20 protein-coding genes and 1 pseudogene are annotated in these 25,340 nt (G+C 76.4%); 5 read left to right on the top strand and 16 right to left on the bottom strand.

Annotated features, from left to right (window positions below; all coding sequences use genetic code 11):
• Position 1: 1 nt before the first annotated feature.
• The 8 genes and pseudogenes from IH00_RS0119130 to IH00_RS0119165 all read right to left on the bottom strand — a co-directional run bounded on the left by IH00_RS0119130 (position 2) and on the right by IH00_RS0119165 (position 7,657).
• Positions 2-1,357 (bottom strand): YcaO-like family protein, encoded by a 1,356-nt coding sequence (locus IH00_RS0119130; protein ID WP_031075178.1) that lies wholly within the window; start codon positions 1,355-1,357, stop codon positions 2-4.
• The gene (locus IH00_RS0119135) at positions 1,354-2,745 is read right to left on the bottom strand and encodes a CocE/NonD family hydrolase (protein WP_031075179.1); all 1,392 of its coding nucleotides are present in this window, start codon (positions 2,743-2,745) and stop codon (positions 1,354-1,356) included. The genes IH00_RS0119130 and IH00_RS0119135 overlap by 4 nt, the downstream gene beginning before the upstream one ends.
• Entirely contained in the window at positions 2,742-3,530 is a 789-nt protein-coding gene (locus IH00_RS0119140; protein WP_031075180.1) for a hypothetical protein, read from the bottom strand. The genes IH00_RS0119135 and IH00_RS0119140 overlap by 4 nt, the downstream gene beginning before the upstream one ends.
• Positions 3,531-3,626: 96 nt before the next feature.
• The gene (gene amiA, locus IH00_RS45070; protein WP_267882580.1) at positions 3,627-3,755 is read right to left on the bottom strand and encodes a streptamidine family RiPP; all 129 of its coding nucleotides are present in this window, start codon (positions 3,753-3,755) and stop codon (positions 3,627-3,629) included.
• Positions 3,756-3,816: 61 nt separating this feature from the next.
• Positions 3,817-4,672: pseudogene (locus IH00_RS0119150) on the bottom strand (ABC transporter ATP-binding protein).
• A 2-nt stretch (positions 4,673-4,674) separates the two neighbouring features.
• The gene (locus IH00_RS0119155; RefSeq protein WP_031075183.1) at positions 4,675-5,688 is read right to left on the bottom strand and encodes a FecCD family ABC transporter permease; all 1,014 of its coding nucleotides are present in this window, start codon (positions 5,686-5,688) and stop codon (positions 4,675-4,677) included.
• The gene (locus IH00_RS0119160) at positions 5,685-6,617 is read right to left on the bottom strand and encodes a FecCD family ABC transporter permease (protein WP_420710891.1); all 933 of its coding nucleotides are present in this window, start codon (positions 6,615-6,617) and stop codon (positions 5,685-5,687) included. The genes IH00_RS0119155 and IH00_RS0119160 overlap by 4 nt, the downstream gene beginning before the upstream one ends.
• Positions 6,618-6,691: 74 nt before the next feature.
• Complete coding sequence (locus IH00_RS0119165) at positions 6,692-7,657, bottom strand: ABC transporter substrate-binding protein (RefSeq protein ID WP_420710889.1); 966 nt, start codon at positions 7,655-7,657, stop codon at positions 6,692-6,694.
• Positions 7,658-7,812: 155 nt separating this feature from the next.
• Between IH00_RS0119165 and IH00_RS0119170 the strand changes: the two genes are divergently transcribed.
• The 3 genes from IH00_RS0119170 (at position 7,813) to IH00_RS0119180 (ending at position 10,864) form a co-directional block, all read left to right on the top strand.
• Positions 7,813-9,123: a lactonase family protein gene (locus tag IH00_RS0119170; RefSeq protein WP_031075188.1), complete on the top strand. Its 1,311-nt coding sequence runs from the start codon at positions 7,813-7,815 to the stop codon at positions 9,121-9,123.
• Between the two features lie 123 nt (positions 9,124-9,246).
• A complete protein-coding gene (locus IH00_RS0119175) occupies positions 9,247-10,008 on the top strand; it encodes a hypothetical protein (protein WP_031075190.1) in 762 nt (253 codons plus the stop codon).
• 457 nt (positions 10,009-10,465) lie between these two features.
• Entirely contained in the window at positions 10,466-10,864 is a 399-nt protein-coding gene (locus IH00_RS0119180; protein ID WP_063835405.1) for an antibiotic biosynthesis monooxygenase family protein, read from the top strand.
• Here the strand turns inward: IH00_RS0119180 and IH00_RS38970 are convergent.
• The 5 genes from IH00_RS38970 to IH00_RS0119205 form a co-directional block, all read right to left on the bottom strand.
• Complete coding sequence (locus IH00_RS38970) at positions 10,812-14,939, bottom strand: tetratricopeptide repeat protein (protein ID WP_052411492.1); 4,128 nt, start codon at positions 14,937-14,939, stop codon at positions 10,812-10,814. The genes IH00_RS0119180 and IH00_RS38970 overlap by 53 nt on opposite strands.
• Positions 14,936-15,388 (bottom strand): hypothetical protein, encoded by a 453-nt coding sequence (locus IH00_RS41975; RefSeq protein WP_158827866.1) that lies wholly within the window; start codon positions 15,386-15,388, stop codon positions 14,936-14,938. Before IH00_RS41975 ends, IH00_RS38970 begins: the two co-directional genes overlap by 4 nt.
• A 124-nt stretch (positions 15,389-15,512) precedes the next feature.
• The gene (locus IH00_RS0119195; RefSeq protein WP_031075198.1) at positions 15,513-16,727 is read right to left on the bottom strand and encodes an SGNH/GDSL hydrolase family protein; all 1,215 of its coding nucleotides are present in this window, start codon (positions 16,725-16,727) and stop codon (positions 15,513-15,515) included.
• Positions 16,728-16,811: 84 nt separating this feature from the next.
• Entirely contained in the window at positions 16,812-17,942 is a 1,131-nt protein-coding gene (locus IH00_RS0119200; protein ID WP_052411494.1) for a WD40 repeat domain-containing protein, read from the bottom strand.
• The gene (locus IH00_RS0119205; protein WP_031075202.1) at positions 17,939-18,688 is read right to left on the bottom strand and encodes a GntR family transcriptional regulator; all 750 of its coding nucleotides are present in this window, start codon (positions 18,686-18,688) and stop codon (positions 17,939-17,941) included. The genes IH00_RS0119200 and IH00_RS0119205 overlap by 4 nt, the downstream gene beginning before the upstream one ends.
• A gap of 149 nt (positions 18,689-18,837) precedes the next feature.
• Between IH00_RS0119205 and IH00_RS0119210 the strand changes: the two genes are divergently transcribed.
• Together IH00_RS0119210 and IH00_RS0119215 are read left to right on the top strand one after the other, a co-directional pair.
• Entirely contained in the window at positions 18,838-19,689 is an 852-nt protein-coding gene (locus tag IH00_RS0119210; protein ID WP_031075204.1) for a (2Fe-2S)-binding protein, read from the top strand.
• A 202-nt stretch (positions 19,690-19,891) separates the two neighbouring features.
• A complete protein-coding gene (locus IH00_RS0119215) occupies positions 19,892-20,986 on the top strand; it encodes a DUF2637 domain-containing protein (RefSeq protein WP_031075206.1) in 1,095 nt (364 codons plus the stop codon).
• A 63-nt stretch (positions 20,987-21,049) separates the two neighbouring features.
• On the opposite strand, the gene IH00_RS0119220 is transcribed toward IH00_RS0119215, so the two are convergent.
• The 3 genes from IH00_RS0119220 to IH00_RS0119230 all read right to left on the bottom strand — a co-directional run bounded on the left by IH00_RS0119220 (position 21,050) and on the right by IH00_RS0119230 (position 25,022).
• Positions 21,050-21,457, bottom strand: coding sequence for an ATP-binding protein (locus IH00_RS0119220; RefSeq protein WP_031075208.1), 408 nt, complete (start codon positions 21,455-21,457; stop codon positions 21,050-21,052).
• 330 nt (positions 21,458-21,787) lie between these two features.
• Positions 21,788-23,536, bottom strand: a complete 1,749-nt coding sequence (locus IH00_RS0119225; RefSeq protein WP_031075210.1) for a pyruvate dehydrogenase — start codon at positions 23,534-23,536, stop codon at positions 21,788-21,790.
• A gap of 37 nt (positions 23,537-23,573) precedes the next feature.
• A complete protein-coding gene (locus IH00_RS0119230; protein WP_031075212.1) occupies positions 23,574-25,022 on the bottom strand; it encodes a protein phosphatase 2C domain-containing protein in 1,449 nt (482 codons plus the stop codon).
• Positions 25,023-25,340: the final 318 nt, after the last annotated feature.

Below are 25,340 nucleotides of genomic sequence, written 5' to 3' on the forward strand. Positions count from 1 at the left end.
GTCACATGTGGGGCGGCGGCGCGAGGGTGAAGTCCCCGGGGAGCGCGGGGGCTTCGGTGCGCCACCGCCGGTCGAGGGCGGCCCGGGAGAAGCGGGGGCAGCCGAGGTAGGCGAAGGCCGCCGGCTGGTTGGGGATCAGGCCGGACACGAGCACGCGGGCCACGCGCAGCGGGGTCTCGGCGATGTCCTCGGTGGTGAGGTCGACGGTGATGACGCGGTGGCCGGCCCCGGCGAGGCGGTCGTGGAGCGCGGTGCGGGTGGTGGGCGCGAGGTCGGTGACGGGCACCACGCCCAGTGCGGGGTCGGTGAAGCGGCGGGCCTGGGGGGCCATGCGGGGGTCGAGCCACACCTGGACGTGCGCGCCGAGGTCGCGGACGGCGGCGAAGTCCTCGCCGCAGTCGTCGAGGTAGCGCCGGTCGGGGCGGTGGTCGAGGTAGAGGCCGCGTGCCAGCATCCCGGCCTCGACGGCCTGGAAGACCCAGCCGTCGGCGTCGACGGCTCCCTGGGTGAAGACCCAGGTGTGGACCGCTTCGAGGACCGCCTTGCGGGCGGCCTCGGCCGGGTCGTAGCGGCAGGCGAAGCCGGCGGCGTGGATGCCCCGGTCCGGGTCGTGGACGAGCGCGGCCACACAGGGGGCGAACTCGGAGGGCATCTCGACGATCCACACGCCGAGGGAGGTGCCGGCGAGGTCGTCGAGCAGGCCGGGCACGCTCGCGGGGTCGATGCCGCGGGTGGGTCCGTCGAGGTGCCACCACAGTTCGAGGGCGTCGCGTTCGACGATCTCCAGCAGGGCGCGTTCGACGGCGTCGTCCAGGCCCTGGCCGGTGGCGATGCCCGCGTAGTTGAGGTGGTGGGTGCGCGGGAGGGAACGGTGTTCGCCCTGGCGCCAGTTGAGGTGGGTGAGGGCGACGGGTGCCCAGCACTCCTCGCCGTTCTCCGTGCCGCGTGCCCACAGGGCGGGCGTGTCCGGGGTGAGGGGCCGGTAGGGGAAGCCGGGGCGGGCGTACTGCCAGGGGGCGTAGGCGGGCAGGTCGCCCGGGCCGTACAGGCGCGCGCCCTCGGCGGTGAGTTCGGCCGCGGTGGCGCGGCGCGGCGCGTCCGGGTGCCCGGGCGGCGGCACGCGGTTGCCGCAGTAGCGTTCGACGGCCTCGGCGACGGCGGCGGTCCGGGCGCCGGCCGGGTCGCCGAAGGTGGTGCCGAGGGAGACGCGGTCGGCGGGCCAGGCGCCGAACCGGCGGGCGTCGGAGACGTCGGCGGTCATCGCGGTGTAGCGGGGCGGGGCGCCGGTGGGGTGCGGTACGGGCTCGACGCCGCGTATCAGCCCGCAGACCGGGTCCACGAGGGCTTCGAGGTTCACGTCTGTATCTCCTGTACGGGGTCGAGGGGGTGGACGCCCCGGACGACGGGGAGGCGCAGCGCGCTGCTCCGCATGCGGACGGTGCGGCGGGAGGGCAGCAGCCGTGTGGCGGTCACCGGGTCCTCGCCGGTGTGCGGGTTGCGGGCGTGCGCCGGGAAGTGGTGGCCCGCGACCTCGACGCGCAGCCGCGTCCCGGCGGCCAGGCGCCGGGCGAGGTGTCCGAGCGGGACGGTGAAGGGGCCGGGGTCGGTGCGGCGCACGATGCCGGTGGCGAGCGGATCGGCCCGGCCCGCGGGGTCGAGGGCGACGAGCCGGACGGCCCAGTCGGCGCTGGGCGCGTCGGCGACGGCGTCCAGGCGCGCCTCGGCCGGGCCCAGCAGGTCCAGCGGGCGTGGGAGCGGGGGTGTGACCAGCAGGCAGCGGTCGGGGACGCCGTGCTCGGGGACGTCGAGGCGGTCGGAGCGGACCGGCCGTGCGGGGTCGGCGACGAAGTCGGCGCCGCGCAGCGGGCGGGGGCCGGTGGGCGTGCCGAAGGGGTACGGGGTGAGGACGGGGTCCGGCAGGCGGCACCAGTGGTCGCTGCCGCCGAGGGCGACCGCGGAGGCGCGGCCGGTGAGCCGGCCGGCGAGTGCGGCGCGGGCCCAGCCGGTGTGGAGGGCGCCGAGGTTCAGCCGGTGGGCCGGACGGGCCTCGGGGGCCGGTTCGGCGGTGAGGCGGTGGCCCCAGGGGCCGAGCAGCAGCCGCGCCGGGCCGGGCCAGTGCCGCCAGAGCCGGAGGGTGTCCGCGGCGAACGGGTCGCGGGTGCCGCCCACCGCGAGCAGGGGCACGTCCGCGGCCGGCACGGGCCGGGGGCCGGCGCGCCACAGGGCCGCCCAGGCCGGGGAGTCGAGGATGCCGAGGACGGGGAGCTGGTCCAGTCGCCCGGCCCGGGCGTGCGGGGTGCCGCCGTGCTCCGACCACCATCCGGCGCGGGCCAGCAGGCGCTCCGGTCCGGTGGCTTCGCGGGCGGTCTCGGCGAGCCCGAGGGCGGGTACGGCGGCGATGACCGCGTCGGCGCCGGGTGCCACCAGGGCGCAGTACGCGGCGTAGGAGGCGCCCGAGGCGACGACCGTGCCGTCGCTCCAGGGCTGCTCGCGGATCCAGCGGAGGGTGGTCTCGCCGTCCTTCGCCTCCTGGTCGCCGTAGGGGTCCCAGTCGCCGTCCGAGGCGTGCCGGCCGCGGACGTCCTGGGCGAGCGCGGCGAAGCCCCGGGCCGCCCAGCCGCGCAGCTCGGCGCGGTGGTGGCGGCGGTCGTACGGGGTGCGGACGACGACGGCGGGGTGCGGCCCCGGCGCGGGCGGCAGGCACACGTCGGTCGCCAGGCCGTCGATGCGGACGGTGCCGGTCATCGGCGGGTGTCCAGCGGCGCGACGTCCGGCACCGGCAGCACGGGGTGCTCGGTGACGGTGAGGTCGCGCAGGTCGATGCGGCGCAGCCGGCGCCGTACGGCGGGGGGCGCGCCGGCGGCCCAGGCGAGGAGGTCGCCGGTGAGCAGCGCGGCGGTGAGCGCGGCGGAGGCCTCGGTGTGAGGGGGGCCCTCGTCGGGGGTGGCCGATCCGGCCCAGTAGGCGGCGAGTTCGCGGTGTGCGGGGGTGGCGGCCAGGCGGCGGAGCCGTACGTCCGCGGAGGTGACGTCGCCGGGGGCGCAGGCGAGGGGCTCCAGCCAGGCGTGGGCGCCTTCCCGGTGGCAGCGCAGCCAGGCGGCGCCGTGGGCGGGCAGGGTGTCGGCCCGGTCCCAGATGCCTTCAGGCGCCGGCCGGTCCAGGCACCAGACGACGGCGGTGCGCGCGTCCGGGGTGTCGGGCAGGTCGTGGCGCACGGTGGCTCCCGCGTCGCGGACGCACCGGGTGAGCGGCCCTGTCAGCCCGGCGTCGCCGAGCACGACCACGGTGCGTCCGCCGAGCGGGGCGGGCGCCGGTGTGCGCGTGGTGTAGCCCGCCTCCTCGAAGGCCCGTGCCAGACCGGCGAGTTCCGGGCTCGCCGGTCCCCCGTCGGTGAGGTGCGCGAGGAGCGCGGCCTCGTCCACCGTTCCGGTGTTCACCTGGAGGAACGTTCCGTCGGGCGTGCGGACGGCGAGGCCCCGGTCAGGGACGGTGACGAGGACGACGCCGGGGGTGAGCCGCACGGTGGCCACGAGGTTCCTCCAGGGGGAAGGGGGTGGTGGGGGACGGGGCGGGCCCGCCCGGAAAGGCGATCCGGGCGGGCCCCAGGCACGGGTGGGACGCGGGGCCTACTTGTCCGCGTCGGCCTCGACGGCGTCGTCGAAGGGGTTCTCGACGAGCGCGTTGGAGTGGGTCGCCGACAGGTGGGCCAGCTGACCCTGCTCGGCGATCGGCGTGAACACCTTGTTCTGCTCCATGGATTGAGCCTCCGTTCAGTACGGGTGACCGCGCCGCCGGACCGGCGACGCACCACCGACACTAATGAATATGATTTTCATTTCGCAAGCCCCGTTGTCGACGGGAGAGGGTGATCCGGGTAACACACCGGCCATCCGCCCTGCGGATCGCGCCCCACCCGGCCCGCGACGCCCAGGACGCCGGCGAGGAGTCCGGGCGTGACCACCTCGGCCGGCGGGCCGTCCGCCGCGACCCGGCCGCCCCGCAGCGCCACGATCCGGTCCGCGAACCGCGCCGCGTGCCCCAGGTCGTGCAGCACCATCACGACGGTCAGCCCGCGCTCCTCGCGCAGCCGCACCACGGTCTGCATCACCTCCAGTTGGTGGCGCAGGTCGAGATACGTGGTCGGCTCGTCCAACAGCAGGACGCGGGTGTCCTGGGCGAGCGCCATGGCCAGCCGTACGCGCTGGCGCTCACCGCCCGACAGGGCGTCCACCGGCCGGTCGGCCCACCGCGCCACCCCCACGTCCGCCATCGCCCGGGCGCTCACCGCGTCGTCGCCGTCGCGCAGCATGCCGAGCGGCCCGCGGGCCGCGTAACGCCCCTGACGCACCAGCTGGCGCACCGTCATGCCGGGCACCGCCGGTGCCTGCTGATGCAGCAGGGCCACCCGCCGCGCGGCCGCGCGGCGGCCGAGCCGGCCCAGGTCGTCGCCGTCCAGGAGCACCCGCCCGGAGGTCGGCCGGAGGAGTCCGGCGCACAGCCTCAGCAGGGTGCTCTTGCCGCAGCCGTTGAGGCCCACCAGGGCCACGAGTTCGCCGGGCGCGATGCCCAGGTCGACCCCGGACAGCACCTCCCGGCCCGGATAGCCGAAGCGGACCCCTTCCACCCGTACCGCTCCCGTCGACGTGGTCGCGGTGTCCTGAGCAACGCTCATGCCTACTCCTCGCTCGCCGGGCGGCGGCGCGCCACCATCAGCAGCAGCACCGCCCCCACGCAGGTCGTCAGCGCCCCGGCGGGGACGCTCAGCCGGTCCGTGTCCAGTGCCCGGGCCGCCATGTGCGAGAGCCACTGGGCCGTCGCGTCCGCGCCGCCCACCACCGCCGCCCCGAGCAGCGCGGCCCCGGGCAGCGCGGCCCGCAGGTCCGCTCCGAAGAGCGCGAACGCCAGGTGGGGCACGAGCAGCCCGACGAAGCCGAGCGCGCCGACGGCCGAGACCGCTCCCGCGGTCAGCGCCACGGCGCACACCAGCGCGGCCACGCGCGCCCGGCCGGTGTCCAGCCCGGCCGCCGACGCCTGTTCGTCGCCGCAGCGCAGGAGGGTCAAGGGCGCGGCCAGCGCGCAGGCCGCCAGGGACCAGACGGCCGCCCAGGGCCACAGCAGGTGCCAGTGGTCCCACACGCGGCCCTCGGTGGAGCCGACCAGCCACTGCACGACGCTGCCGAGTTCGCCGGGCGCGACCAGCAGCACCATGGCGGTCAGCCCGGAGAGCACCGCGGAGACGAGCACACCGTGCACGGCCGTCTGCGCCGGGTCGCCCTTCCCGCGCCCCGCGAGCAGCCACAGCAGGCCCGCGCCGGCGAACCCGCCCAGGCACGCGGCGGTCACCACGGCGGCCGGGGACTCCCAGCCCGCGAGACCGAGGCCGCTCGCGGTGACCGCGCCGAGCACGGCACCGGGCGTGACGCCGGTGACCTCGGGCCCGGCGAGCGGGTTGCGCAGCGCCGACTGCAGGACCGTGCCCGCGAGCCCCAGCGAGGCGCCCGCGGCCAGCGCCACCAGGGTGCGCGGCAGCCGCAGCCGCAGGACGACGTGCCGGGTCGTGGCGTCGCCGCCGCCACCCAGCACATCCCAGACGCCGGAGACGGGTACGGCGCGCCCGGCGATCAGGCCGGCGGCCGCGACGAGGAGGAGCAGCAGGAGGAGGGCTGCCGCGCGCCGTGCGTGCGTCACCGGCGGCCCGCCTTCAGCAGGGCGACACCGGCCGGGACGCCCAGCAGCGCCGTCCAGGCGCCGACGGGTGTCTCGACCGGGGCGAGCGCGAGCCGCGCCGGCTGGTCCGCGCAGGCCACGACCAGCGCGCCCCACACCGCCGCCCAGGGCAGCAGCCGCACCGCGTCCGCGCCGGGCCGCAACCGCCGTGCCAGGTGCGGCGCGAGGAAGCCGACCCAGGCGACCGGCCCGCACACGGCGACGACCGGGGCGATGAGCAGCACCGAGATGGCGAGGGCGGCGAGCCGCGCCCGCCGCACCCGTACGCCCAGGGCCTGGGCGTCGTCGTCACCGAGCCGCAGCACACTGAGCACCGGCGCGCACAGGACCAGCGCCGGCACGGCGACGACGAGCCACGGCCCGAGTCCCGTCACGTCGTCCCAGGTGCGGGCGGAGAGGCTGCCGAGCAGGTAGCGGTAGATGAGCTGGAGGTCGAGCTGGTCGGCGAGCACCATCAGTACGAGCAGCGCGGCCTGGAGGGCGGCGGCGACGGCCGCGCCGGTCAGCAGCACGGCGGAGGGGCTGCGCCCGAACCCGGCGGCGAGCAGCGTCAGGACGCCACCGGCCGCCGCGCCGCCGAGGGCGAGCAGCGGCTGCACGGCCAGCGGCACCGACAGAGCGAGCACGAGCGGGGCGGCGACACCGAGCGCGGCGCCACTGGAGACACCGAGCAGTTCGGGGACGGCGAGCGGATTGCGCAGGGCCTCCTGGAGGACCAGGCCCGCGGCGCCCAGGCAGGCGCCGGCGACGAGCGCCAGCACGAGCCGGGGCAGCCGCAGTTCGGTGACGACGACACCGGTGAGGCCGTCCCCGCCGAGCGCGCCGGCGAGCGCGGCGGGCGGCACGTACGGCGTCCCGAGGCACAGGGCGCAACCGGTGACCACCAGCAGGATCAGGGCCGCCGCGACGGCCTGGCGCACGGGCGGGGCCCCGGCGGCGGTCGCGGCGGGGGACACGGAGGCGGTCACTTGAGGGCGGCCGTGGCCTCGTCGAGGACGATGCCGAGCGACCGGGTGCCGCGGCCCTTGGCCCACACCTCGGAGTCGACCTCGTGGACGTCGCCGTTCTTCACGGCCGGGATGCGTGACCACAGCGGGTTCTCGGCGAGCTTGTCGGAGAGCTTGCCGTCCGACGGGCCTCCGAAGGAGAGCGTCTCCACGAACATCACCCCGACGTCGGCGGCGAGGATCTCCTCCATGCTGTACGTGCCTTCGACGCCGCGGCTCTTCCACGGGTAGTGCGCGATCTTCGGGAACAGCCCTGCCGCGACGTCGTTGCCGGGCGTCGCGACACCGAAGTTCTCGTCGCTGCCGAAGATGATCAGCGCGGTCTTCCCGCTCCTGGCCTTCTCGGCCTTCGCGAGTTTCGTGCGGAACGCCTTCTCGGCGGCCTCACCCTGCCGCGTGCGGCCGGTGAGGGCGGCGAGGTCGCGCAGGTAGCCGACGCTGTCCTCCCAGCTGTCGGGCTGGACCGGCCAGAAGACGGTGGCGCCCCTGAGGGCGGGGGCGAGCTTGCCGTGGGTGTCCTCCAGACCGATCACCAGGTCCGGTTCGTACGAGAGGATCGCCTCGGCCTCCGGGGCGAGGAAACCGCCCGGTACGACCGGGATCCTCGCCGCCTTGTCCTTGCCCAGGAAAGCGGGGTGGGCGAGCAGCCGGGAGTTGGTGGCGGCGGGCTCCATGCCGAGTTCGGCGAGCATGTCGTCGCAGAGCGCGACCAGGCAGACGACGCGCCGCGGGGCGGCCTTCGTGGTGACGGTGACGCCCTTGGCGTCGGTGACGGAGCGGGCGGCTCTGATGGGCTCGACCTTCACGTCGGTCCTGGGCCCGGCCTTGCCCTCCTCCTCGGCGGTTCCGGCGGTGGATCCGCAGCCGGCGAGCAGCGTGCCCATGACGGCCGCGGCGACCCAGCGGCGCACGGTTCCCAGCATCCTGCGTGACATAGGGCTCTCGGTTCTCCGTCTCGGTGCCGGGGCGGGGGGTGGGTGTGCGGCGGAGGCGCCCCGGCCGTCCCCGCCCCACAAGAGCCACATGATAATCATTATCAGTAAACCGATCGTCCGCCCACCCCCTCGGGAGAACCGCCGTGCCGCTCGCGCCCCGTCTGCTGGTAGCCGACCAAGTCGCCGGATCGATACGGGTCCTGGACCTGCCCGACGGACGGGTGGTGGGCGTCGTGGAGGACCGGCACCTCGCCGAGCACGCCGGCTTCCTCGCCCTCCCCGACGGCCGGTGGGCCTTGGTCGACGACCTCGCCGGCGAGCTCGTCGTCCTCGATCCGTACGGCCCGGACGCCGGCCGCCCGCTGGTCGCGGCGACGGCCCCGGTGGCCGTACCGGCCGAGCACCTGGCCGCCGACCCGTCGGGGCGGCACCTCGCGGTGACCACGGGCTGCGGCCGCAACGAGGAGCCCTGGTCGGACCTGCTCACGGTGGTGGACCTGGCCGCGGGCCCCCGCTCGGTCCGCGTCCGCACGCGCACCGGCGAGCCGGGCGTGACGGTGCTCGCCGCCGCGAACGCCCGCCCTGCGCCCGGGGCGACGGCCGGGCCGGAGGGCTCCCCTGCTCCCGGGCCCGCCGGCCCCGCCCCCCAGGGGCCGTCGGCGGCGGACGGCCCGCTCGTCGTCCTGCGGCACCGCGAGCCCGGCGCGTTCGCCGCGTACCGGTTCGCCGACCTGCTGGCCGCCGCGCCCGCGTGCCCGCCCGCGACGCCCGCGTACCAGACGGGGCTGCCCGACCACGACGGCCACGGCGACGCCCACGACCCGGTGACCGGGCGGGTGTTCGCCGCCGCGGGCTCCGGGGTGCACCGTGTCCGGCGCGACGGCGACCGGCTCGTGACGGAGGATCCGCTGCCCTGGGCGGGGCCGGGGCGCGGGTACTACCTGCGGCTCGACCCGGTGCGCCGGACGCTGTGGTCCTGCGTGCGCGGGGGGCCCGCCGACCCCGGCCGCTGGCCGGAGTGGTCCAACGACGCCTGGTTCCACGCCCTCGGGACCGGCCGCACCGGCCGCGTCCCGCTCGGCCCCGGCCTGGTGTTCCGGCTCGCGGTCGCCGCGCACCACGTCGCGTACGCGCGCGTGCACCCGGACGGCGACGAACTGGTCCTGCTGGACCCGGAGATGCCGCGGGTCACCGCGCGGCTGCCGCTGCCGCCCATGGACGGCGCGCCGAAGCCCGGCGGCACCCCCTGGGACGGGGTGCAGCGGCGGGCGATCGCCGCGTCACCGGGCGCCTCCCTCGTCGCCGTCACCCGCGGCGGCCACGGCGAGGTTCACCTTTTCGACGGAACCCGGCCGCTCGCCCGCCTCACCGTGCCGACACCCCTCGACGACGGCGGTCACCTTGCCCTGACGGCTCCGGGGGACGGTGCGTGGGCGGATCCGGTGGGCCGCTGACCCCCGGCCGATTGTGAAACATTTCACCTGGGCCCTTGGCCGGGCATGCCCATCCGTGCTGAGATGCGTCCAACTCAACAGCTCGATGGCGCGCTCGGGGAGGGCAATGTGGCGCATACCGCCATGTCTGGTTCCGGAACGACCGCAAGCGACGATCCACTCCAGACCGCGGTATGGCGGCTGCGCTCCCGCGGCTGCTGGACCGACGCGGCCGCCCTCCTCGTACCCGGCGCGCACGACCCGGCCGTGGCGCTCCAGCGCGCGTCCCTGCTGATCGAGCGGTGCCTCTACACGGAGCAGGGCTGGGCCGACGCGGAGGACGCGCTGCGCGCGGCCGAGGCGCTCGCCCAGGAGGACGAGGAGCGCGGCGCGGCCGCCTGCGAACGCGGTTACCTCGCCTACGCGTCGACGCTGCTGGGCGTCCGGGACCGGGCCGACGAGGCGCGCGCGGCGCTCGGCCGCGCCGCCGCGCTCATCGGCCCGGCCGCGCCGGGCCGCCCGTTGCTGGACTTCCGGCGCGGGCTGATCGCCCAGAACCTCGCCGACTCCCCGCAGGCCGCCCGCGCCGCGTACCGCCGCGCCCATGCGGGCGCAGCCGCCCAGGACGACCGGCTGCTGCTGTCCTTCACCTGGCGGCACCTGGCCGGACTGGCCCTGCACGACGGGGACGTGGCGGAGGCGCGGCACGGCTTCGCCGAGTCGCTGCGGCTGCGCGAGGAGCTCGGCTACCTGGTGGGCACGGCGCCGGCGCTGGCGGCCCTCGCGGACGCCGAGCCGGAGCCGGACGCCGCGCGGCTGCGGGAGGAGGCCCGCCGGCTGTTCCGGCTGCTGGGCGGCGTACCGACGTGGCTGGCGGGGCAGTTGGCGGCGCAGCGGGCCGCCTGAGCCCGGGCCGCGGTGGCCCGCTCCGTCACCGGCGGCCCCTCACCCCGGAGCCGGTGTCCGGGGGCTGCCGCCGGAGCGGCCCGCGGCGGCATGGGCAGCCCACGTGCTCGCCGCACCGGCCACGACCGGGTCGCCCGCACCCCGGCGGCCCGGTCGGTCGGCGCCGGGATCTCGCTCGCGCCCCGGCCCGCGGCGCGCGGGCGATGCCGCGGGCCCTGCAGGCGCGAGACGGCGGCGAGCCATGCCGCGGTCCGCCGCTCGCGCCAGCGCGCGCCCGCGGCCGCCCTCATCTCCTTCTGGCTCCGGCCCCGTTGCCGCTCGCACGGAGCGAGAACTCGCCCAGGGACGGCCGCCGGGTAAAGAGTCGGATCCCTTTCACCGGCCCCCCTGGACGCCGGGGACACGGACCACGGAGGGTGGAGGCGTTCCCAACACCCTCCACCACCTGGGGAGAAGCATGTCCACGTCCTTGGTCCCGGCCCACCGGCCCCCGTACTACGCCGTGATCTTCACCTCCCGCCGCACGGCAGCCGACGACGGCTTCGCCGAGACGGCCGCCCGCATGGAACGCCTCGCCGCCGAGCAGCCGGGGTTCCTCGGTTACGAGTCCGTCCGCGGCGCCGACGGGCGGGGCATCACCGTCGCGTACTTCACCGACGGGGCCGCCGTCGCCGCCTGGCGCGAGAACGCCGAGCACGCGGCGGCCCGCGCGTACGGCCGTGAGCACTGGTACGAGGAGTACGTGGTGCACGTGGCCAAGGTGGAGCGTGCGTACGCCTCCGGGCAGGACGGCGGGGGCCACCTCACGGACGCGGATCCCGGGCGAGGCGCCGGCGCGTCCGCTCGGCGGACGTGAGGTACGTGGCGACGAGACCCGGCTCCTCGCGGGCGAGCCCGCGGTAGAGCGCGAGGGCCCGGGCGATGTCCTCCCGGGCCGGTCCGGGCTCCGCCTGTGCCAGGAGCCGGATCGTGGCCCGTGCGTAGAGGGCGAAGGCGAGGTACGGCTTCTGCCCGGCCCGGCGCGCCAGGGTGACGGCTTCCGACCCGGTACGCAGTGCTTCGTCGTACCGCGCGGCCTCGGCGAGGCGCAGTCCGTGGTCGGCCAGCGCCCAGGCCAGCAGGGGCTCGTGGGCGGCCGGGCCGCCCGGGGCCTGCCCGGCCAGGCGGCGGCCGAGGGCGACCGCTTCCGCCGTGGTCTCCAGGGCACCGGGACGGCGTGGCTCGTCCTGCGCCGGGTAGTGGCCCGCGATCGCGAGCGCCCAGGCGAGGGCGGGCAGCTGCGCCGGGTCGGCGGCGGCCAGGACGCGGCCCAGATCCGTTGCCCGGTCGAGGAGTTCCCGTCCCTCATCGGGCTCCCGACGGTCGACGAGGTACGCGCCCAGGGCGTAGAGCGCCCGCTGGAGCACGGGCGCGTGCGCGGGCTCGGTGCGGACCAGGTCCTCGGCCACCTCGACCGCCCGCCTCAGAACGGCACCCGCCGTCTCCAGCCCGGCGCCCTGCCGCAGGACGCCGAGGAGAGGCAGCAGCGCGCCCAGCAGGGCCCGTCCCGCCGGGGCGTCCCGCAGCGGCCCGTCCAGCAGGGCGACGGCCTCGTCCACCAGGGGCAGCGCCTCGGTGCGGCGCTCGGCCGCCACCAGGGCCTCACCCGCCGACCCCAGCAGCAGGACGAACTCGGCGGAGCCGTCCGCCGGACGGGCACCCGGCGGGTCCCGCCGGAGGCGGACGGCTTCCAGCAGGACCTCGGCCGCCTCGTCGTGGCGGCATGCCGCCGACAACTGCCGGCCCAGGTGCCAGAGGGCGGTGGCCAGCCGGACGGCACTGCCGGCGGTGGCCTCCCGGCCGTCGGCGCGGCGGAGGAGGCCGACCTCCTCCGCCGCCGCCTCCACGGCCTGGTCGGGCAGACCGGCGGCGGACAGGGCGAGGCCGAGCAGTCGCAACGCCTGGGCCAGCCGGGGCGCATGCACCACGGCGTCCTCGCCGTCGGCCCGCACCAGGTCCCGGAGCAGGTCCCGCGCCTCCCGCGCGTCCCGTACGGCAACGTCCGGGCGGCCGCCCTCGTACCGGCGCGACGCCCGGTTCGTCAGGGCCATGGCCAGGTCCGCCCGCACCGGCGGGGTGTCGTCGGTTTCCCGGACACGGCGGGCGACGTCCACGGCTTCCTCCGCCGTGGCGGCGGCCTCCTCCGGGAAACCGGCGTCGTTCAGGCGCAGGGCCAGGTTGTTCAGTCCCGAGGCGAGCCCGTGGAGGAAGACCCCGGGCCGCTCGCCGGCCAGGCGCCGGTGGATGCCGACGGACTCGCGGGCGGCGTCCAGGGCCTCCTGCGTCCGCCCCACCGCGTGGAGCTGGTTGGCGTACGTGTGCAGGCTCATGGCCAGGTCCGCCCCGAACACGGCGGGATCGCCCTCGGCCAACGGGCGGTGCAGGCCCACGGCGTCGCGCGCGGCCTCCAGTGCCTCCTCCGGGCGTCCGGCGTTGTCCAGTTGGTTTGCGTAGGTGTTCAGGGACAGCGCCAGCGGGGCGGCGAACACCGCGGGCTCCCGGGCGTGCAGGCGCCGGTGGAGGTCCACGGCCTCGGAGCCGGCCTCGACCGACTCCTGGAACCGTCCCGACTCCCCCAGGTCGATGGCGTAGCCGTTCAGTGCGTGGGCCAGGTCGGGAAGGTAGGCGTCCGGACGGGTGCCTGCCAGACGGCGCCGGATGCCGAGGGCCTCCTGCGCGGCCCGGAGGGCATCGGCGTACCGGCCGGTCCTCCGCAGGCAGTTCGCGTAGGTGCCGAGGCTCCGGGCGTGACCTGGCCGGAACGCGTCCGGCCGCTCCTCCGCCAGCTCCTGGTAGCGCCGTACGGACTCCCGGCTCGATTCCAGCGCCTGCCCGAGCTCGCCGCACTCCTGGTGCCAGATGGCGAGGTTGTTCAGGCCGTCGGCGAGCTCCGCCCGCAGCGCGGGGGCGGCGTCGCTCCGGCTCCCGACGAGTTTGCGCCGGATGCCGACGGCCTCCCGGATGGCCGTCAGGGCCCGCTCGGGGCGGCCGAGTTCGCCCTCGGCGGCGGCGACGGCGTTGAGGGCGTGCGCCAGCTCGGAGCGGTACACCGGGGCGGCGGGTCCGCCGCCGGACCCGGCGACGAGTTCGCGGTAGCGGGAGACGGCCTCGTAGGCGGGGCCCATCGCGTCGGCCCGCCGGCCGACGGAGCCGAGGGCGACCGACAGGTTGTGCAGGGACGCGGCCAGGTGCGGCAGCAGCTCGGGGGCGTCCGGCCGCGCCGCCGGCCGCAGCCTGCGGACGGCCTCCTCCGCCACCTCGTACGCCTCCTGCCGGAGCCCCATGGCGAGGAGCCGGGCGCACAACTTGCGCATGAGCAGGGCGAGTTCCGGCGGACAGCTCCCGTCCCGGTCCGCACGCGCGCGGTGGATGCCGGTCAGCCGCCGGGTGAGGTGCAGCGCCCAGGGCGCGAGGTTGTGGCTGGAGACGGGGAGACGGTCCAGCAGTGCCATGAGGTGCGCGGGATCCGTGCGGGGGTCGTCCGTCATCCGGTACAGCGCCGACACCAGCGGCTCCGGCCGCTCCACCCGGGTGGCGACGTCGACGGCGGCGGGCCCGAGCACCTCCGGGTGCCGGGTGCACAGGGCGGTGAGCTCCGCGTCGAGGCGGCCGTGGTGCGCGGGGTGCCCGGCGGCCCGGGTGTGCAGGGCCAGCAGCCGGGTGGCCTGGGCCCCGGACGCCCCGGCCAGGAGGCGGTCGGCGAGGCGGGGGTCCGCGCGCAGCCGGCTGCCGAGGAAGTACTCGGCCAGGCGGTCCGGTCGCAGGGTGCCCCAGACCTGCGACGGGTTCGGCGGCGGGTACAGGGCGCCGATCCAGTCGCGGACGGCCCAGCGGACGTCCGTGGTCTGGCCGTCCAGGACCGGCACCCGCCCCAGCAGGGCGTCCGCCTCCCCCTCGTCGGCGGCCCCGCACAGGAACGCGGCGGCCAGGACGGCTTCGATGCCCCTGCGCTTCTTCAGCCCCAGGTCGGCCTCGACGGCGATCCAGTGCCGGCGCTCGTAGTCGAGCAGCCGTTCCTCCATGGGGCGGGCGCCGGCGGTGCCGCCGGCCGGCTGGTGGGCGGCGTCCAGCAGGTCGACGAGCGCGGTCATGTGCAGCGTGAGCGCCACCTCCATGTCCGGCGGCCGGGTCCGGTACGCGAAGGAGCGCGCCACGCGCTCGGCCAGGGCGGTCCAGTCGTGGTGGTCCTGCCCGGGCACCTGCGGCAGGGCGCGGGCCAGGCCGTCCACGGCGTCGCGGTACGCCTCGGCGTGGCGGGCGGGGTCGGGCTGGAGCGGGAGCAGCGGCGTGACGGGAGCGTCGTACAGCTCCTCCAGCCCGGTGGCGGCGCGCAGGTCGTGCCACCAGTCGCCGTCGGTGCGGGCCAGCAGCAGCACCTTGAACCGCACGGCCCCGGGGGCGGCGGCCGCCGTCTCCAGGAGGACGGGCAGGTGACCGGTGCGGGTCTCGGCGTTGTCGACCACCACGAGCAGCGGCGCGTCCGTGTACCGGAGGAGCGTCAGCTCGTCGGCCGGGGCGTGCCGGCCGAGCCACAGGACGCTCCAGGGGCCGTCGCCCGGTTCGTCGGCGAGGCGGCCGGTGAGGCGGTGGGCGAGACGGGTCTTGCCCTGGCCGCCGGGCCCGTGCAGCAGCCGGATGCCGGGTCCGGGCGCCGCGCACCACTCCGCCAGCGCTTGCAACTCCGCGGCGCGTCCACGGAAGGGCACCACGGCGCGGTGCGGGTCGAGCAGGGCCGCCGGGGAACCGGGTGCGGAGCGGGTCTTCGCGGCGAGGTCGTCCCACTCCGCCAGCTTCCGCCGCAGCACCGCCCCGGGGTGCTCCGGCGGCAGGTGGGTGACGACGGTGTTGCCGTCGCCGATCTGCGTGGGACCGTGGAAGACACCGCGGATCACGAAGCGGGACCCTGGTGGATCACCATGTGGTTCCCGTCGCCGTTCTGGACCGGCCCGTTGAAGGTGCCCGACACCCGCACACCGGTGTCACGGCGCGGGACCGGCGCGGTTTCCCGCAGCAGTGCCCGCAGTTCGGCGACGGCCTCGGCGCGCGCCGCCGGGGGCAGCTCCTGCAGCAGTGCGGCGAGGCGGCCGCTCCAGTACCCCGCCCGGTGCGCCGCGTCACCGGCGTCCGGGGCACCCGCGCCCGCTCCCGGCTCCGCGGCGGCCGTCAGTCCGGCCTCGGCCGCGTCGAGGTGCTCCAGCTCCGCGCGCTGCCGCTGCTCGCCCACGCGCCTCGACCACCGGGCCGCCCAGGCCCGCATACCGGCCCAGGCGTCGGTTCCGGCCGCCTGCACCAGCGCCGCCCCCGCCGCGGCGGTGAGCGCCATCAACTCCTCCGGCCCCATGAGCATCCCCCTCGTCGCCCGTCGACCGTGCCGGGAGCCGACGGTAGCGCCCCGGCGTGACCGGCGCGCCCCGTACGGACGGATCCGCGAGGATTCCGTACGCGCGGATCCGGTGCGCCGGCCGTCAGCTCCCGGCCGTCACCGTGATGGCGTCCGGGGCCCTGCCCTCGGCGCCCGTGCAGCGCAGGGCGAGGTTCCTGCCCTCCGCGGCGATGCGCTCGAGGGCGTCGGCGAGGCAGGTGCGGAGGGCCTGCTGGCCGTAGAAGTTGGGGTGCAGGGACTCGGCCTGCTCGGCGGCCGGGAGCGGGGTCCGGGAGCGTTCGACGTAGCGGGCCCACTGGGCGTCGCGGGCGTCGGGCAGGTGGACGTGGCCACGGGTGGTGAGTCCGGCCTGCCGGGCGTTCCTGCGGCAGACCTCGTGGCCGGTGTTGATCTGCCGTACGTCGAGGAAGGAGACCTGCTGCGCGGTGGCGGCCTTCCTCAGGGCGTCGGACAGCGCGGGGTACACCTGCGTGTCGAGCCAGGCCAGGTCGCGGTTGTAGAAGGGGCAGCCGAACGTGCCCCAGCGGGTCCAGCTGTTGTCCTCGCCGACCGTCGTGGCCGCGTCCCCGGGCGCCAGGGTGGCGGGGTAGGACTGCAGGACGATCCGCGCGGACGAACCGGCGGCGGCCAGTGCCTTCTTGACCTCGGCGACGGTGTCGGCGGCTTCCTTCTGCGCGTTCCGGACGGCCGTGAGCATGGGCCCGGTGACGGCCGGGTTCACGGAGCAGTACGCGTTGGACTTCCAGGACTCGGCGCACTTGCGCGCGGTCTCCGGGAGGGCGGAGCCGCCGATGGAGATCACGACGTGGCCCACCTCGGTCCGCGGCAGCGCGAGGAGCGCTTCGAGCTGGTCGATCTGGGCCCGCTCGCTCCGGTGGGGCTCGCTCAGCAGGTTCCGGGCCCGCGCGCCGGAGCAGGCGAGGTTGAGCGGGTGGCCGACGCCGCCGTGGGGGCTGGGGGCGCCCTTCGCGCCGTGGATCTCGGCCGTGTCCGAACGGTGGCAGTCCGATGCGCTCGGGGCGTAGACGGAGTCGAGGGGGAGGTTGTCGGCCTGCGTGCGGTCGGTGGCGGCGCGCAGGGCGGCCGGGACGCCGCCCTGCGACCAGTCGCCCTCCGCGTTGCCCTTCCAGCGGGCCGCCTCTCCGGCGATGAAGCCGTCGCCGAGGGACACGGCGTACACGGCGGCGTCCGTGGCGCGTTCCGGTACCGGGGCCAGCGCCGTGAGGGTCAGGACGGACACGGGCAGAACGGCCAGGGCGCGGAACCCGGCGGTGCGGCGGTGCGGCGGCGGAGTCATGGGGGGGCGGCGTCCCTTCGGGCGGGTCGGGTCCACTGGATCCTGACCACCACGGGTGCCCTCCGCGGGGCCCGGGAAGCCGGGTCACCCGCACGAGCGCTCGGGCCGCCTGCGTCCGGCGTAAGCGAGGTGCAGCAGCGTCTCGTCGAGCCCCAGGACGAGCGTGCCGTCGGCGGTCACGGCGACGGCGCGGATCCGGGGCCCGGGGCGGAAGGCCGCGACCTCGCCGGTGTCGGGGCGGTGCAGTTCGGCCAGGCCGTCCGCCCAGGCGACGGCCAGGAGCCGGCCCGTCGCGTGCAGTGCGGTCACCGGGTACGGGCGCCGTGCCACCGGCGTCCGGCCGGGGGTCCGGCCGGGCCGCCAGGCGCGTACGGTGCCGTCGGTTCCGCCGCTGTACGCGGCGTCGGGCGCGGGCGCCGCCAGAGCGGTGACCCGCCCGGTGTGCAGTGCCGCCTGATGCACTCCGCCGAGGCTGAACGCGTGGACGGTGCCCATGCGGTCGCCGGTCAGGACGGTGTCCCCGGCGGCCGCGAGGGCGGTGGCGGGGTGGCGGTCGAGGGTGGCCGCCACGGCGGCCGTCAGCCGGGTGCCGGGGCCGCCCTGCGGGTGCAGGCGCCCTCGTTCGTCGAGGACCAGCCGTGTGCCGTCCGGGAGGCAGGCGAGTGCCGTGGCGCGCTCGGCCGGGCCGGCGGCGACCGGCCGGCGGCCGTCGGGCGTGGTGGTCAGCGCGGTGCACCGCCTGCGGGACGAGCGGACGACGCTCCAGGCCGCCGCGGCGGCCCGCTCCGCGAGCGCCGGGCGCAGCCGGGGGTCGGCGGTCTCGTCGAGTGCGGCGAGGAGGACCAGGGCGCGGTCGGCGGGATCCTGGTCGCGGACGAGGGACTGGCCGGCGCGCAGCCATGCGGCGCGCAGGCCGCCGCGGGGGTCGGGGTCGGTCTCGTACGCCTCGGTGACGTGGAGGGGGTCGGCGGCGCAGACGGCGGCCGGGTCGTCGAGGTCGGCGGGTGCCGCGGCCCGGCGCGCGGGGGGCTCCTCGGTGACGACGTCGACATGGCCGAGGGCCCGCAGGCTCCGGACGAGGTCGTGGTCCGGGGCCAGGGGTATCCGTACCGTGCCGGGCGGGCCGGCCAGCACCGCCGACAGCAGCTCGCCGGGCGTTCCGGCCACCACGCCGAGCCGGTTCGCGGCCTGCCAGACGGCGGCGTACCGGCTCATTCGGCGCTGGTGAAGTGCTCGCGCACCAGGGACTGCACGACCGGCAGGTCCTGGGCGATCAGCGCGTCGAGCAGGGCGCCGTGTTCCGCGGCGTCCGCGATCAGGTCGGCGCGGCGGGTGGGGGGCCGTCCGCTGAGCGGCCACTGGGAGCGGCGGTGCAGGTCGTCGGCGATGGTGACGAGCTGTTCGTTGCCGGCCAGGAGGAGGACCGCTCGGTGGAAGGCGCGGTCGGACTCGGCGTAATGGGCGAGGTCCCCGCGGGCGGCGGCGGTCGCGGTGGCCTCGGCGAGCGGCCGCAGCTCGGTCCAGCGGGCGGCCGGGACGGTACGGGCCAGGCGCAGCATGACCGGCACCTCGATGAGGGCGCGGACCTCGGCGAGCTCGGCGAGCTCGCGGGGGCTGCGCGAGGTGACGCGGAAGCCGCGGTTCGGCACGACCTCGACGGCGCCTTCGAGCGCGAGCTGCTGCATCGCCTCGCGCACGGGCGTGGCGGAGACCCCGAAGCGCGCTCCGAGGGCGGGCGCCGAGTACACCTCGCCGGGGACGAGCTCACCGCCGACGAGGGCGGTGCGCAGGGCGTCCAGGACCTGTCCGCGCACGGAGTGCCGCTGCACGAGCCGCGGGGCGGCGGGCGCGGGGGGCTCGCTGTGGGTGTGTTCGCCCCGCGCCTGTTCGGGGACGGGGACGCGGACGGCGGGATGCGGTGGTGACGGCGCGGCCGCCCCGCTCGCTCTGCCCTGCTCCACTCGGGTCCTCCTGGTGCCTGGTACCGGAGCCCCGCTCGCGGTGGTAGGGGCCCTTGTGCACCATAAACGCACGGAGACCCAGTTCCCATACGCATCAGATCGGGTAAGGTAAGGCTAACCTGCCAACGATCGTGATTCGGTGGTCCTGCATGACCGTCCCCGCCCTGCTCCCCACGCTCGCCTCCCCGGTCGCGGACGCCTACGCGCGCCTCGCCGAGGTCTTCCCCGGGCTGCGGGTGCGCGAGCCGGCGGAGGGCGAGGCGGTGCCGCGCGGCGCGGGCTGGGTCGGCGCGGACGAGCTCGCGGCCGGCGGGCCCGCCGTGGACGCGTTCCTCGCCTGGGACGAGGCACAGGTGCTGCGGGACTACGGGCAGCGGGCCCGCCCCGACGTCGTGGCCAGCTTCGGTCTCCACCGGTACGCGTGGCCCGCCTGCCTGCTGATCACGGTCCCGTGGTTCCTGCACCGGCGGGTGCCCCGGCTGCCGGTCGCGGACGTGGCCTTCCAGCGGACGCTCGGCCGGATGACGGTACGGGTGCGGACGTTCGCGTGCCTGCCCGGCGACCCGGCCGCCGCGCTGCCCGGCGCCCGCGTCGTACCGGACGAGGAGGCGCTGCGCGCCGAGGTGCGGGCGGCCGTCGTAGAGCACCTGGAGCCGGTGCTGGACGGCTTCGGGCCGCGCATGCGGCGCGGCAAGCGCGCCCTGTGGGGCATGGTGACCGACGAGGTCGTCGAGGGACTCTGGTACCTCGGGCACCTGCTCGGCGAGGAGCCGCGCGCGATGGCGGAGCTGGAGCTGCTGTTCCCGGGCACGACGGCGGCCAGGCCGTACGTCGGCACGGCCGGCTTCCGCGAGCTGACCGGGCCGGGCGGCGAGTCGCTGCCCACCCGCGACCGGGCGAGCTGCTGCCTGTTCTACACCCTGCGCCCCGAGGACACCTGCGTCACCTGTCCGCGTACCTGCGACGCCGATCGCGTACGCCGGTTGAGCGCATCCGCGTGACGTCCACGCCACCCGGACGGGTGGCCTGAATCGAACACAACTCAGCGCGTCCCGAAGACAGTTCGAGCAGATCGCACCTATTCGTATGCCCTGCGGGCCCGATGGCGGCCTCTTGCCGCGAAACCCCCGTGAGGCGCGGCGGCCTTCGGCCAATATGGGCGGCCGAACGCCCTACCGCGAGCGATGATGCAAGGGACACCGCATGAGACTGACCGACATATCACTGGACTGGCTGCTTCCGGGCGGCGTGATGCTGGTGGGGATCGTGGCGGCGGTGGCGGTGCTCGCCCGCGGCAGGCGCGCCGGCGAGAAGGCCGCGGCCGACGACTCCTGGGAGCGCAGCGAGGAGCGCCGCCGCCGCAAGGAAGCGGTCTACGGCACCGCCTCCTACCTGCTGCTCTTCTGCTGTGCGGCGGTCGCCGCCGCGCTCTCCTTCCACGGCCTGGTCGGCTTCGGCCGGCAGAATCTGAGCCTGTCCGGCGGCTGGGAATATCTGGTTCCGTTCGGCCTCGACGGCGCCGCCATGTTCTGCTCGGTCCTCGCCGTGCGCGAGGCCAGCCACGGTGACGCGGCCCTCGGTTCCCGCCTGCTGGTGTGGACCTTCGCCGGGGCGGCCGCCTGGTTCAACTGGGTGCACGCCCCCCGCGGCGCCGGGCACGCGGGCGCGCCCCACTTCTTCGCCGGCATGTCGCTGTCGGCGGCCGTGCTGTTCGACCGGGCGCTGAAGCAGACCCGCCGGGCCGCGCTGCGCGAGCAGGGCCTGGTGCCCCGGCCGCTGCCGCAGATCCGGATCGTACGGTGGCTGAGGGCGCCCCGCGAGACGTACGGCGCCTGGTCGCTGATGCTCCTCGAAGGCGTGCGGACGCTGGACGAGGCGGTCGACGAGGTGCGGGAGGACCGGCGCCAGAAGCAGCAGCAGCGGCAGCAGCAGCGCGAGCAGGCCAAGCTGGAGCGGGCACGGCTGAAGGCGTTCAACCGCCAGCACCGGGCCTGGGGGCGCGGCGGCCGACAGGTCGGGGTGCAGGCCATGAACCCCGCCGGCCTGTCCGGTTCCGTGCCGGGGCCGGTCCCCGGGTCCGCCCCGGGATCCGCACCGGCGGCCGTCGGCTCGTCCGTCGCGGAGCCCGCCATACCGGAGACGGGACACCTGCCGCTCCGGCACCGGCCCTCCCTCCAGGCGGTGAAGGGGACTGAGCCCCGCACGGTCGACCTCACCGCGGAGGACGACACCCAGGCGCTGCCGCGGCTCGACTCCCTGGAGGAGAAGCTCAAGAACCTGGAGCAGCAGTTCGGCTGACGCCCGGGCCCCCCGCGCCCCCGGTGCCCCCGCGCCCCGGTCGGGGCGTGCCCGGTCAGGGCGTCAGGCGGACACCTCGAACCAGACCGTCTTGCCCGCCCCGTGGCCCTGGACCCCCCAGGCGTCGGCGAGCGCCTGCACCAGGAACAGCCCCCTGCCGTGCGTACTGTCGTCGTGGACCGGTACGTGCGGCAGGGGCGGCGCTCCGTCGAAGTCCCGCACCTCCACCCGTAACCCGGTCCGCGCGGCGACCGTGGCCGTGACGACCGCGCCGTGGTCGGTGTGTATCAGCGCGTTGGTCACCAACTCGCTCAGCAGGAGCTCCGCCACGTCGGCCGAGTCCGGTCCGCAGCCCGAGTGCCGCAGCACCTCGCGCAGACCGTGCCTCACCTCCCGGACGGCCGTCAGGTCGTCGCCGCGTACGTGCTTGCGCCACCGCGTCGGTCGCGCCGCTGCCTGACGCCCACTCATAGCCCCCACCCGCACGTCGCCGGCCCTTTCCCTCGAACTGGTTCACGGGATGCATGCCCCCGCCCTCCTGCGGTCACGCCTTCCGACGCCCCGTCAGGGGGGCGGTCAGGGGGGCGCACCGTAGTAGTCCCTCAGCGTGCGGGGGGCACCGGGTGCCAGGGGACCGCGGTGCACGGCGACGGCACCCGGTGGAGGACCGCCCCGGACGGGCGCTGGACCAGTTCATCCGCCCCGCGCGGTACGCGGAGCGCGCGCCGCTCCGCCGAGCGCCTGCCATGCGCCCGGTGAGCCGGTTCCGGTCGCCGCGGCGCGCGCGTGTCCGCCGGACGATCAGGGGCGGGGGATGTTGCGGAGGTTGGAGCGGGCCATCTGGAGCATCCGGCCCACTCCCCCGTCCAGCACGATCTTGCTGGCCGAGAGGGCGAACCCCGTCACCATCTCCGCCTTGATCTTCGGCGGGATGGACAGCGCGTTGGGGTCGGTGACCACGTCGACGAGTGCCGGCCCCTGGTGCGCGAACGCCTCCTTGAGCGCGCCCGCCAGGTGCTTGGGCTTCTCCACGCGCACGCCGTACGCGCCGGCGGCCCGGGCGATGGCCGCGAAGTCGGGGTTGTGGTTGTGGGTGCCGTAGGAGGGCAGACCGGCGACCAGCATCTCCAGTTCGACCATGCCGAGGGAGGAGTTGTTGAACAGGACCACCTTCACCGGCAGGTCGTGCTGGATCAGGGTGAGGAAGTCGCCCATCAGCATGGTGAACCCGCCGTCGCCCGACATGGAGACGACCTGGCGCCCGCGGTCGATGAGCTGGGCGCCGATGGCCTGGGGCAGGGCGTTGGCCATGGAACCGTGGCTGAACGACCCGATGATCCGGCGCCGCCCGTTGGGCGTGAGGTAGCGGGCGGCCCACACGTTGCACATGCCCGTGTCGACGGTGAAGACGGCGTCGTCGTCGGCGAGCTCGTCGAGAACGGCGGCGACGTACTCAGGATGGAGGGGGGTGTGCTTCTCCACCTTCCGGGTGTACGCCTTCACCACCCCTTCCAGGGCGTCCGCGTGCTTCTTCAGCATCTTGTCGAGGAACGCCCGGCTCTTCTTGGGGCGCACGCGCGGGACGAGGCAGCGCAGCGTTTCGCGCACGTCGCCCCAGACGGCGAGGTCCAGCTGCGAGCGGCGGCCGAGGTGCTCGGGCCGGACGTCGACCTGGGCGATCCTGACCTTGCCTCCGTCGGGCAGGAAGGCGTTGTACGGGAAGTCCGTGCCGAGCAGGAGGAGCAGGTCGCACTCGTGGGTGGCCTCGTAGGCGGCGCCGTACCCCAGGAGCCCGCTCATGCCGACGTCGTACGGATTGTCGTACTGGATCCACTCCTTGCCGCGCAGCGCGTGCCCGATGGGCGCCTTGATGCGCTCGGCGAACTGCATGACCTCGGGGTGTGCGCCCTTGGTGCCGCTGCCGCAGAACAGGGTCACCTTGTCGGCGTCGTCGATGAGCCGCACGAGGGCGTCGATCTCGGCGTCACCGGGGCGGACGGTGGGCCGGGCGGTGACCAGCGCGTGCTCGGTCGGCTTGTCGGGGGCGGGCTGCGAGGCGAGGTCGCCGGGAAGGGCGACGACGCTGACGCCGCCGCGGCCGACGGCGTGCTGGACGGCCGTCTGGAGGACCCGGGGCATCTGGGCCGGGTTGGAGATCAGCTCGCAGTAGTGGCTGCACTCGCGGAACAGCCGGTCGGGGTGCGTCTCCTGGAAGTAGCCCAGGCCGATCTCGCTGGAGGGGATCTGCGAGGCGAGCGCGAGGACCGGGGCCATGGAGCGGTGCGCGTCGTACAGGCCGTTGATGAGGTGCAGGTTCCCGGGGCCGCAGGAACCGGCGCAGGCGGCGAGCCGGCCGGTGAGCTGCGCCTCGGCACCGGCCGCGAACGCCGCGGCCTCCTCGTGCCGCACCTGCACCCAGTCGATGCCAGGGGTGCGGCGAACGGCGTCGACGACCGGGTTCAGGCTGTCGCCGACGACGCCGTACAGGCGCTGGACGCCGGCGCGGACGAGGATGTCGACGAACTGTTCCGCGACGTTCTGTTTGGCCATGCTCCATCCATCTCACGGCCGGCGGGTTCGCGCCTCCTCACTCCTCCCAGACGGCGACCGCCGTACGGTCGTCGGCGTACCCCTTCACCCTGACCTGGATGTCGGCGAGGAACTGCGCGAGCCCCGGCGGCTCGCCGCCCGCCCAGCGCCCGGCGAGCTCCTTCGCGAGCACGGGCTCGCCGCGCAGCGGCTCGGCGAGCCCGGGGCCGGTGAGCAGGAGCGTGTCACCGGGGCGGGCCACGGAGGCGCGGAAGCGGAACGGCTCGGCGGGCGGCGGTACGGGGGGTTCGATGTACGGTGCCGCGGGAGTGGTGACGCCCAGGTCCATGGTGAGCCGGTCGCCCTCGACCGTCTCCGCCGGGGGTGAGCCGTAGCCGACGACGGCCTCGCCGGAGACGGCGGCCGGCTCGGGCGGCGGCGGCTCGATGTCCTGCCAGGCGCCGTCCCGCAGCCGGAACAGGCCGCCGGCGCCGACACCGAAGAACACGCGGGTGCGGCAGGCCGGGTCGGCGGTCAGCAACAGGCAGCGCAGGCCGGCGCCGTACTCCTCCGGGGTGACGCCGCGTTCGGCGGCGCGGGCCCGCAGCTTGCCGTAGGCCCGGTCGGTGAGGCGGTGCAGTCCCGACTTGAGGTGCCCGCGGCGGCCGGCGCGGATGTCCTCCGAGAGGCGGGCGTGGCTGCGGCCGACGGCGTCGCCGATCCAGCGGCAGGCGTCGGCGGCGGCAAGGTGCGCCTCCTCGGCCGTACGGGCACCGGTCGCGACGGCGACGAGCACGAGCGCGGTGTCGCCACCGCCGAACCGCGCGGTGAGCAGCGCGTCCCGGCGCGGCTCGCCCCGGTAGCGGGCGGAGTCGCCCCGGACCGACGCGGCGCGCAGGGTGTACGTCCCGTACCGGGCGCCGTCGAGAACGGTGTCGGCGACGAGTTCGCCCAGTTTCCCGGCGCGGGCGGGCGGCAGGGCGGTGGGCTCGGGGTCGTAGGTGGGCGGTCCGTCCCCGACGTACGCGGCGCGCGGGCGCGGGACCCCGGGTGACGTGGCGTCAGGGGAGGCGGCGACACCGGCCGTCGCCCCGGGCGGCGTGGCGGGCGGGGGCGGCACGGCCGGACGTGGCCGCGGGGCGGGCGTGGTGGCCGGGGCGCGGGACGGCGGCGGCGGTGCGGGGAAGGTCCGGGGGCCCGGGGAGCCGGCCGGGGGCTGCCAGGGCGCGCGGTCCCGCTGGGTGCTCCCCCACGCCGTGTCCCGCGCGCCGGCCACCGCCCCACCGGGCGCGCGGCCTGACACCGCGTCGGGCGTCGTACCGGTCGCCGCATCATCGGCCGGTCCTCCGGCCGCCGGCCCGTCGGACACCGTGCCGGACGCCGAGTCGAAGCGGTCGTCCAGGGTGTCGCCGCTCGCGGTCGGGGCCGTGTCCGGTGCCCTGTCGTCGTACAGCCTGTCCCACCAGTCGTCCTCGCCGGTGGTGGGCGTCTCCCCCTGTGGGCTCATGCCCTTCATTGTCCACCGCGGGGGGTGCGCGAAAACGGGCATCCGCAAAAGAGGGGGTCCGCCGGGCGGCCCCACCCCCCACGGGAAGGCCGCCCGGCGGACCGGCGTGATCGACGCACGCGTACGCGCGGATCACGGTCCGGGGAAGGAGAGTTGCCGAGGTGAGGGCGCCGGGCGGGTGGTCCGCGCGGTTGCCGGCGCCGGGGCCGGCCGTCGGCCCGCCGGTGGACGGGCGGACCTCGGGGTGGACGGTTCCGCCACGGCATGGGCGCGGCTTCGCTGTGGTGCTGCGGTGGCGACACCTTGGCAGAGTGACGG

It is taken from the genome of Streptomyces sp. NRRL S-118, from assembly GCF_000716335.1.
Taxonomy (GTDB): Bacteria; Actinomycetota; Actinomycetes; order Streptomycetales; family Streptomycetaceae; genus Streptomyces.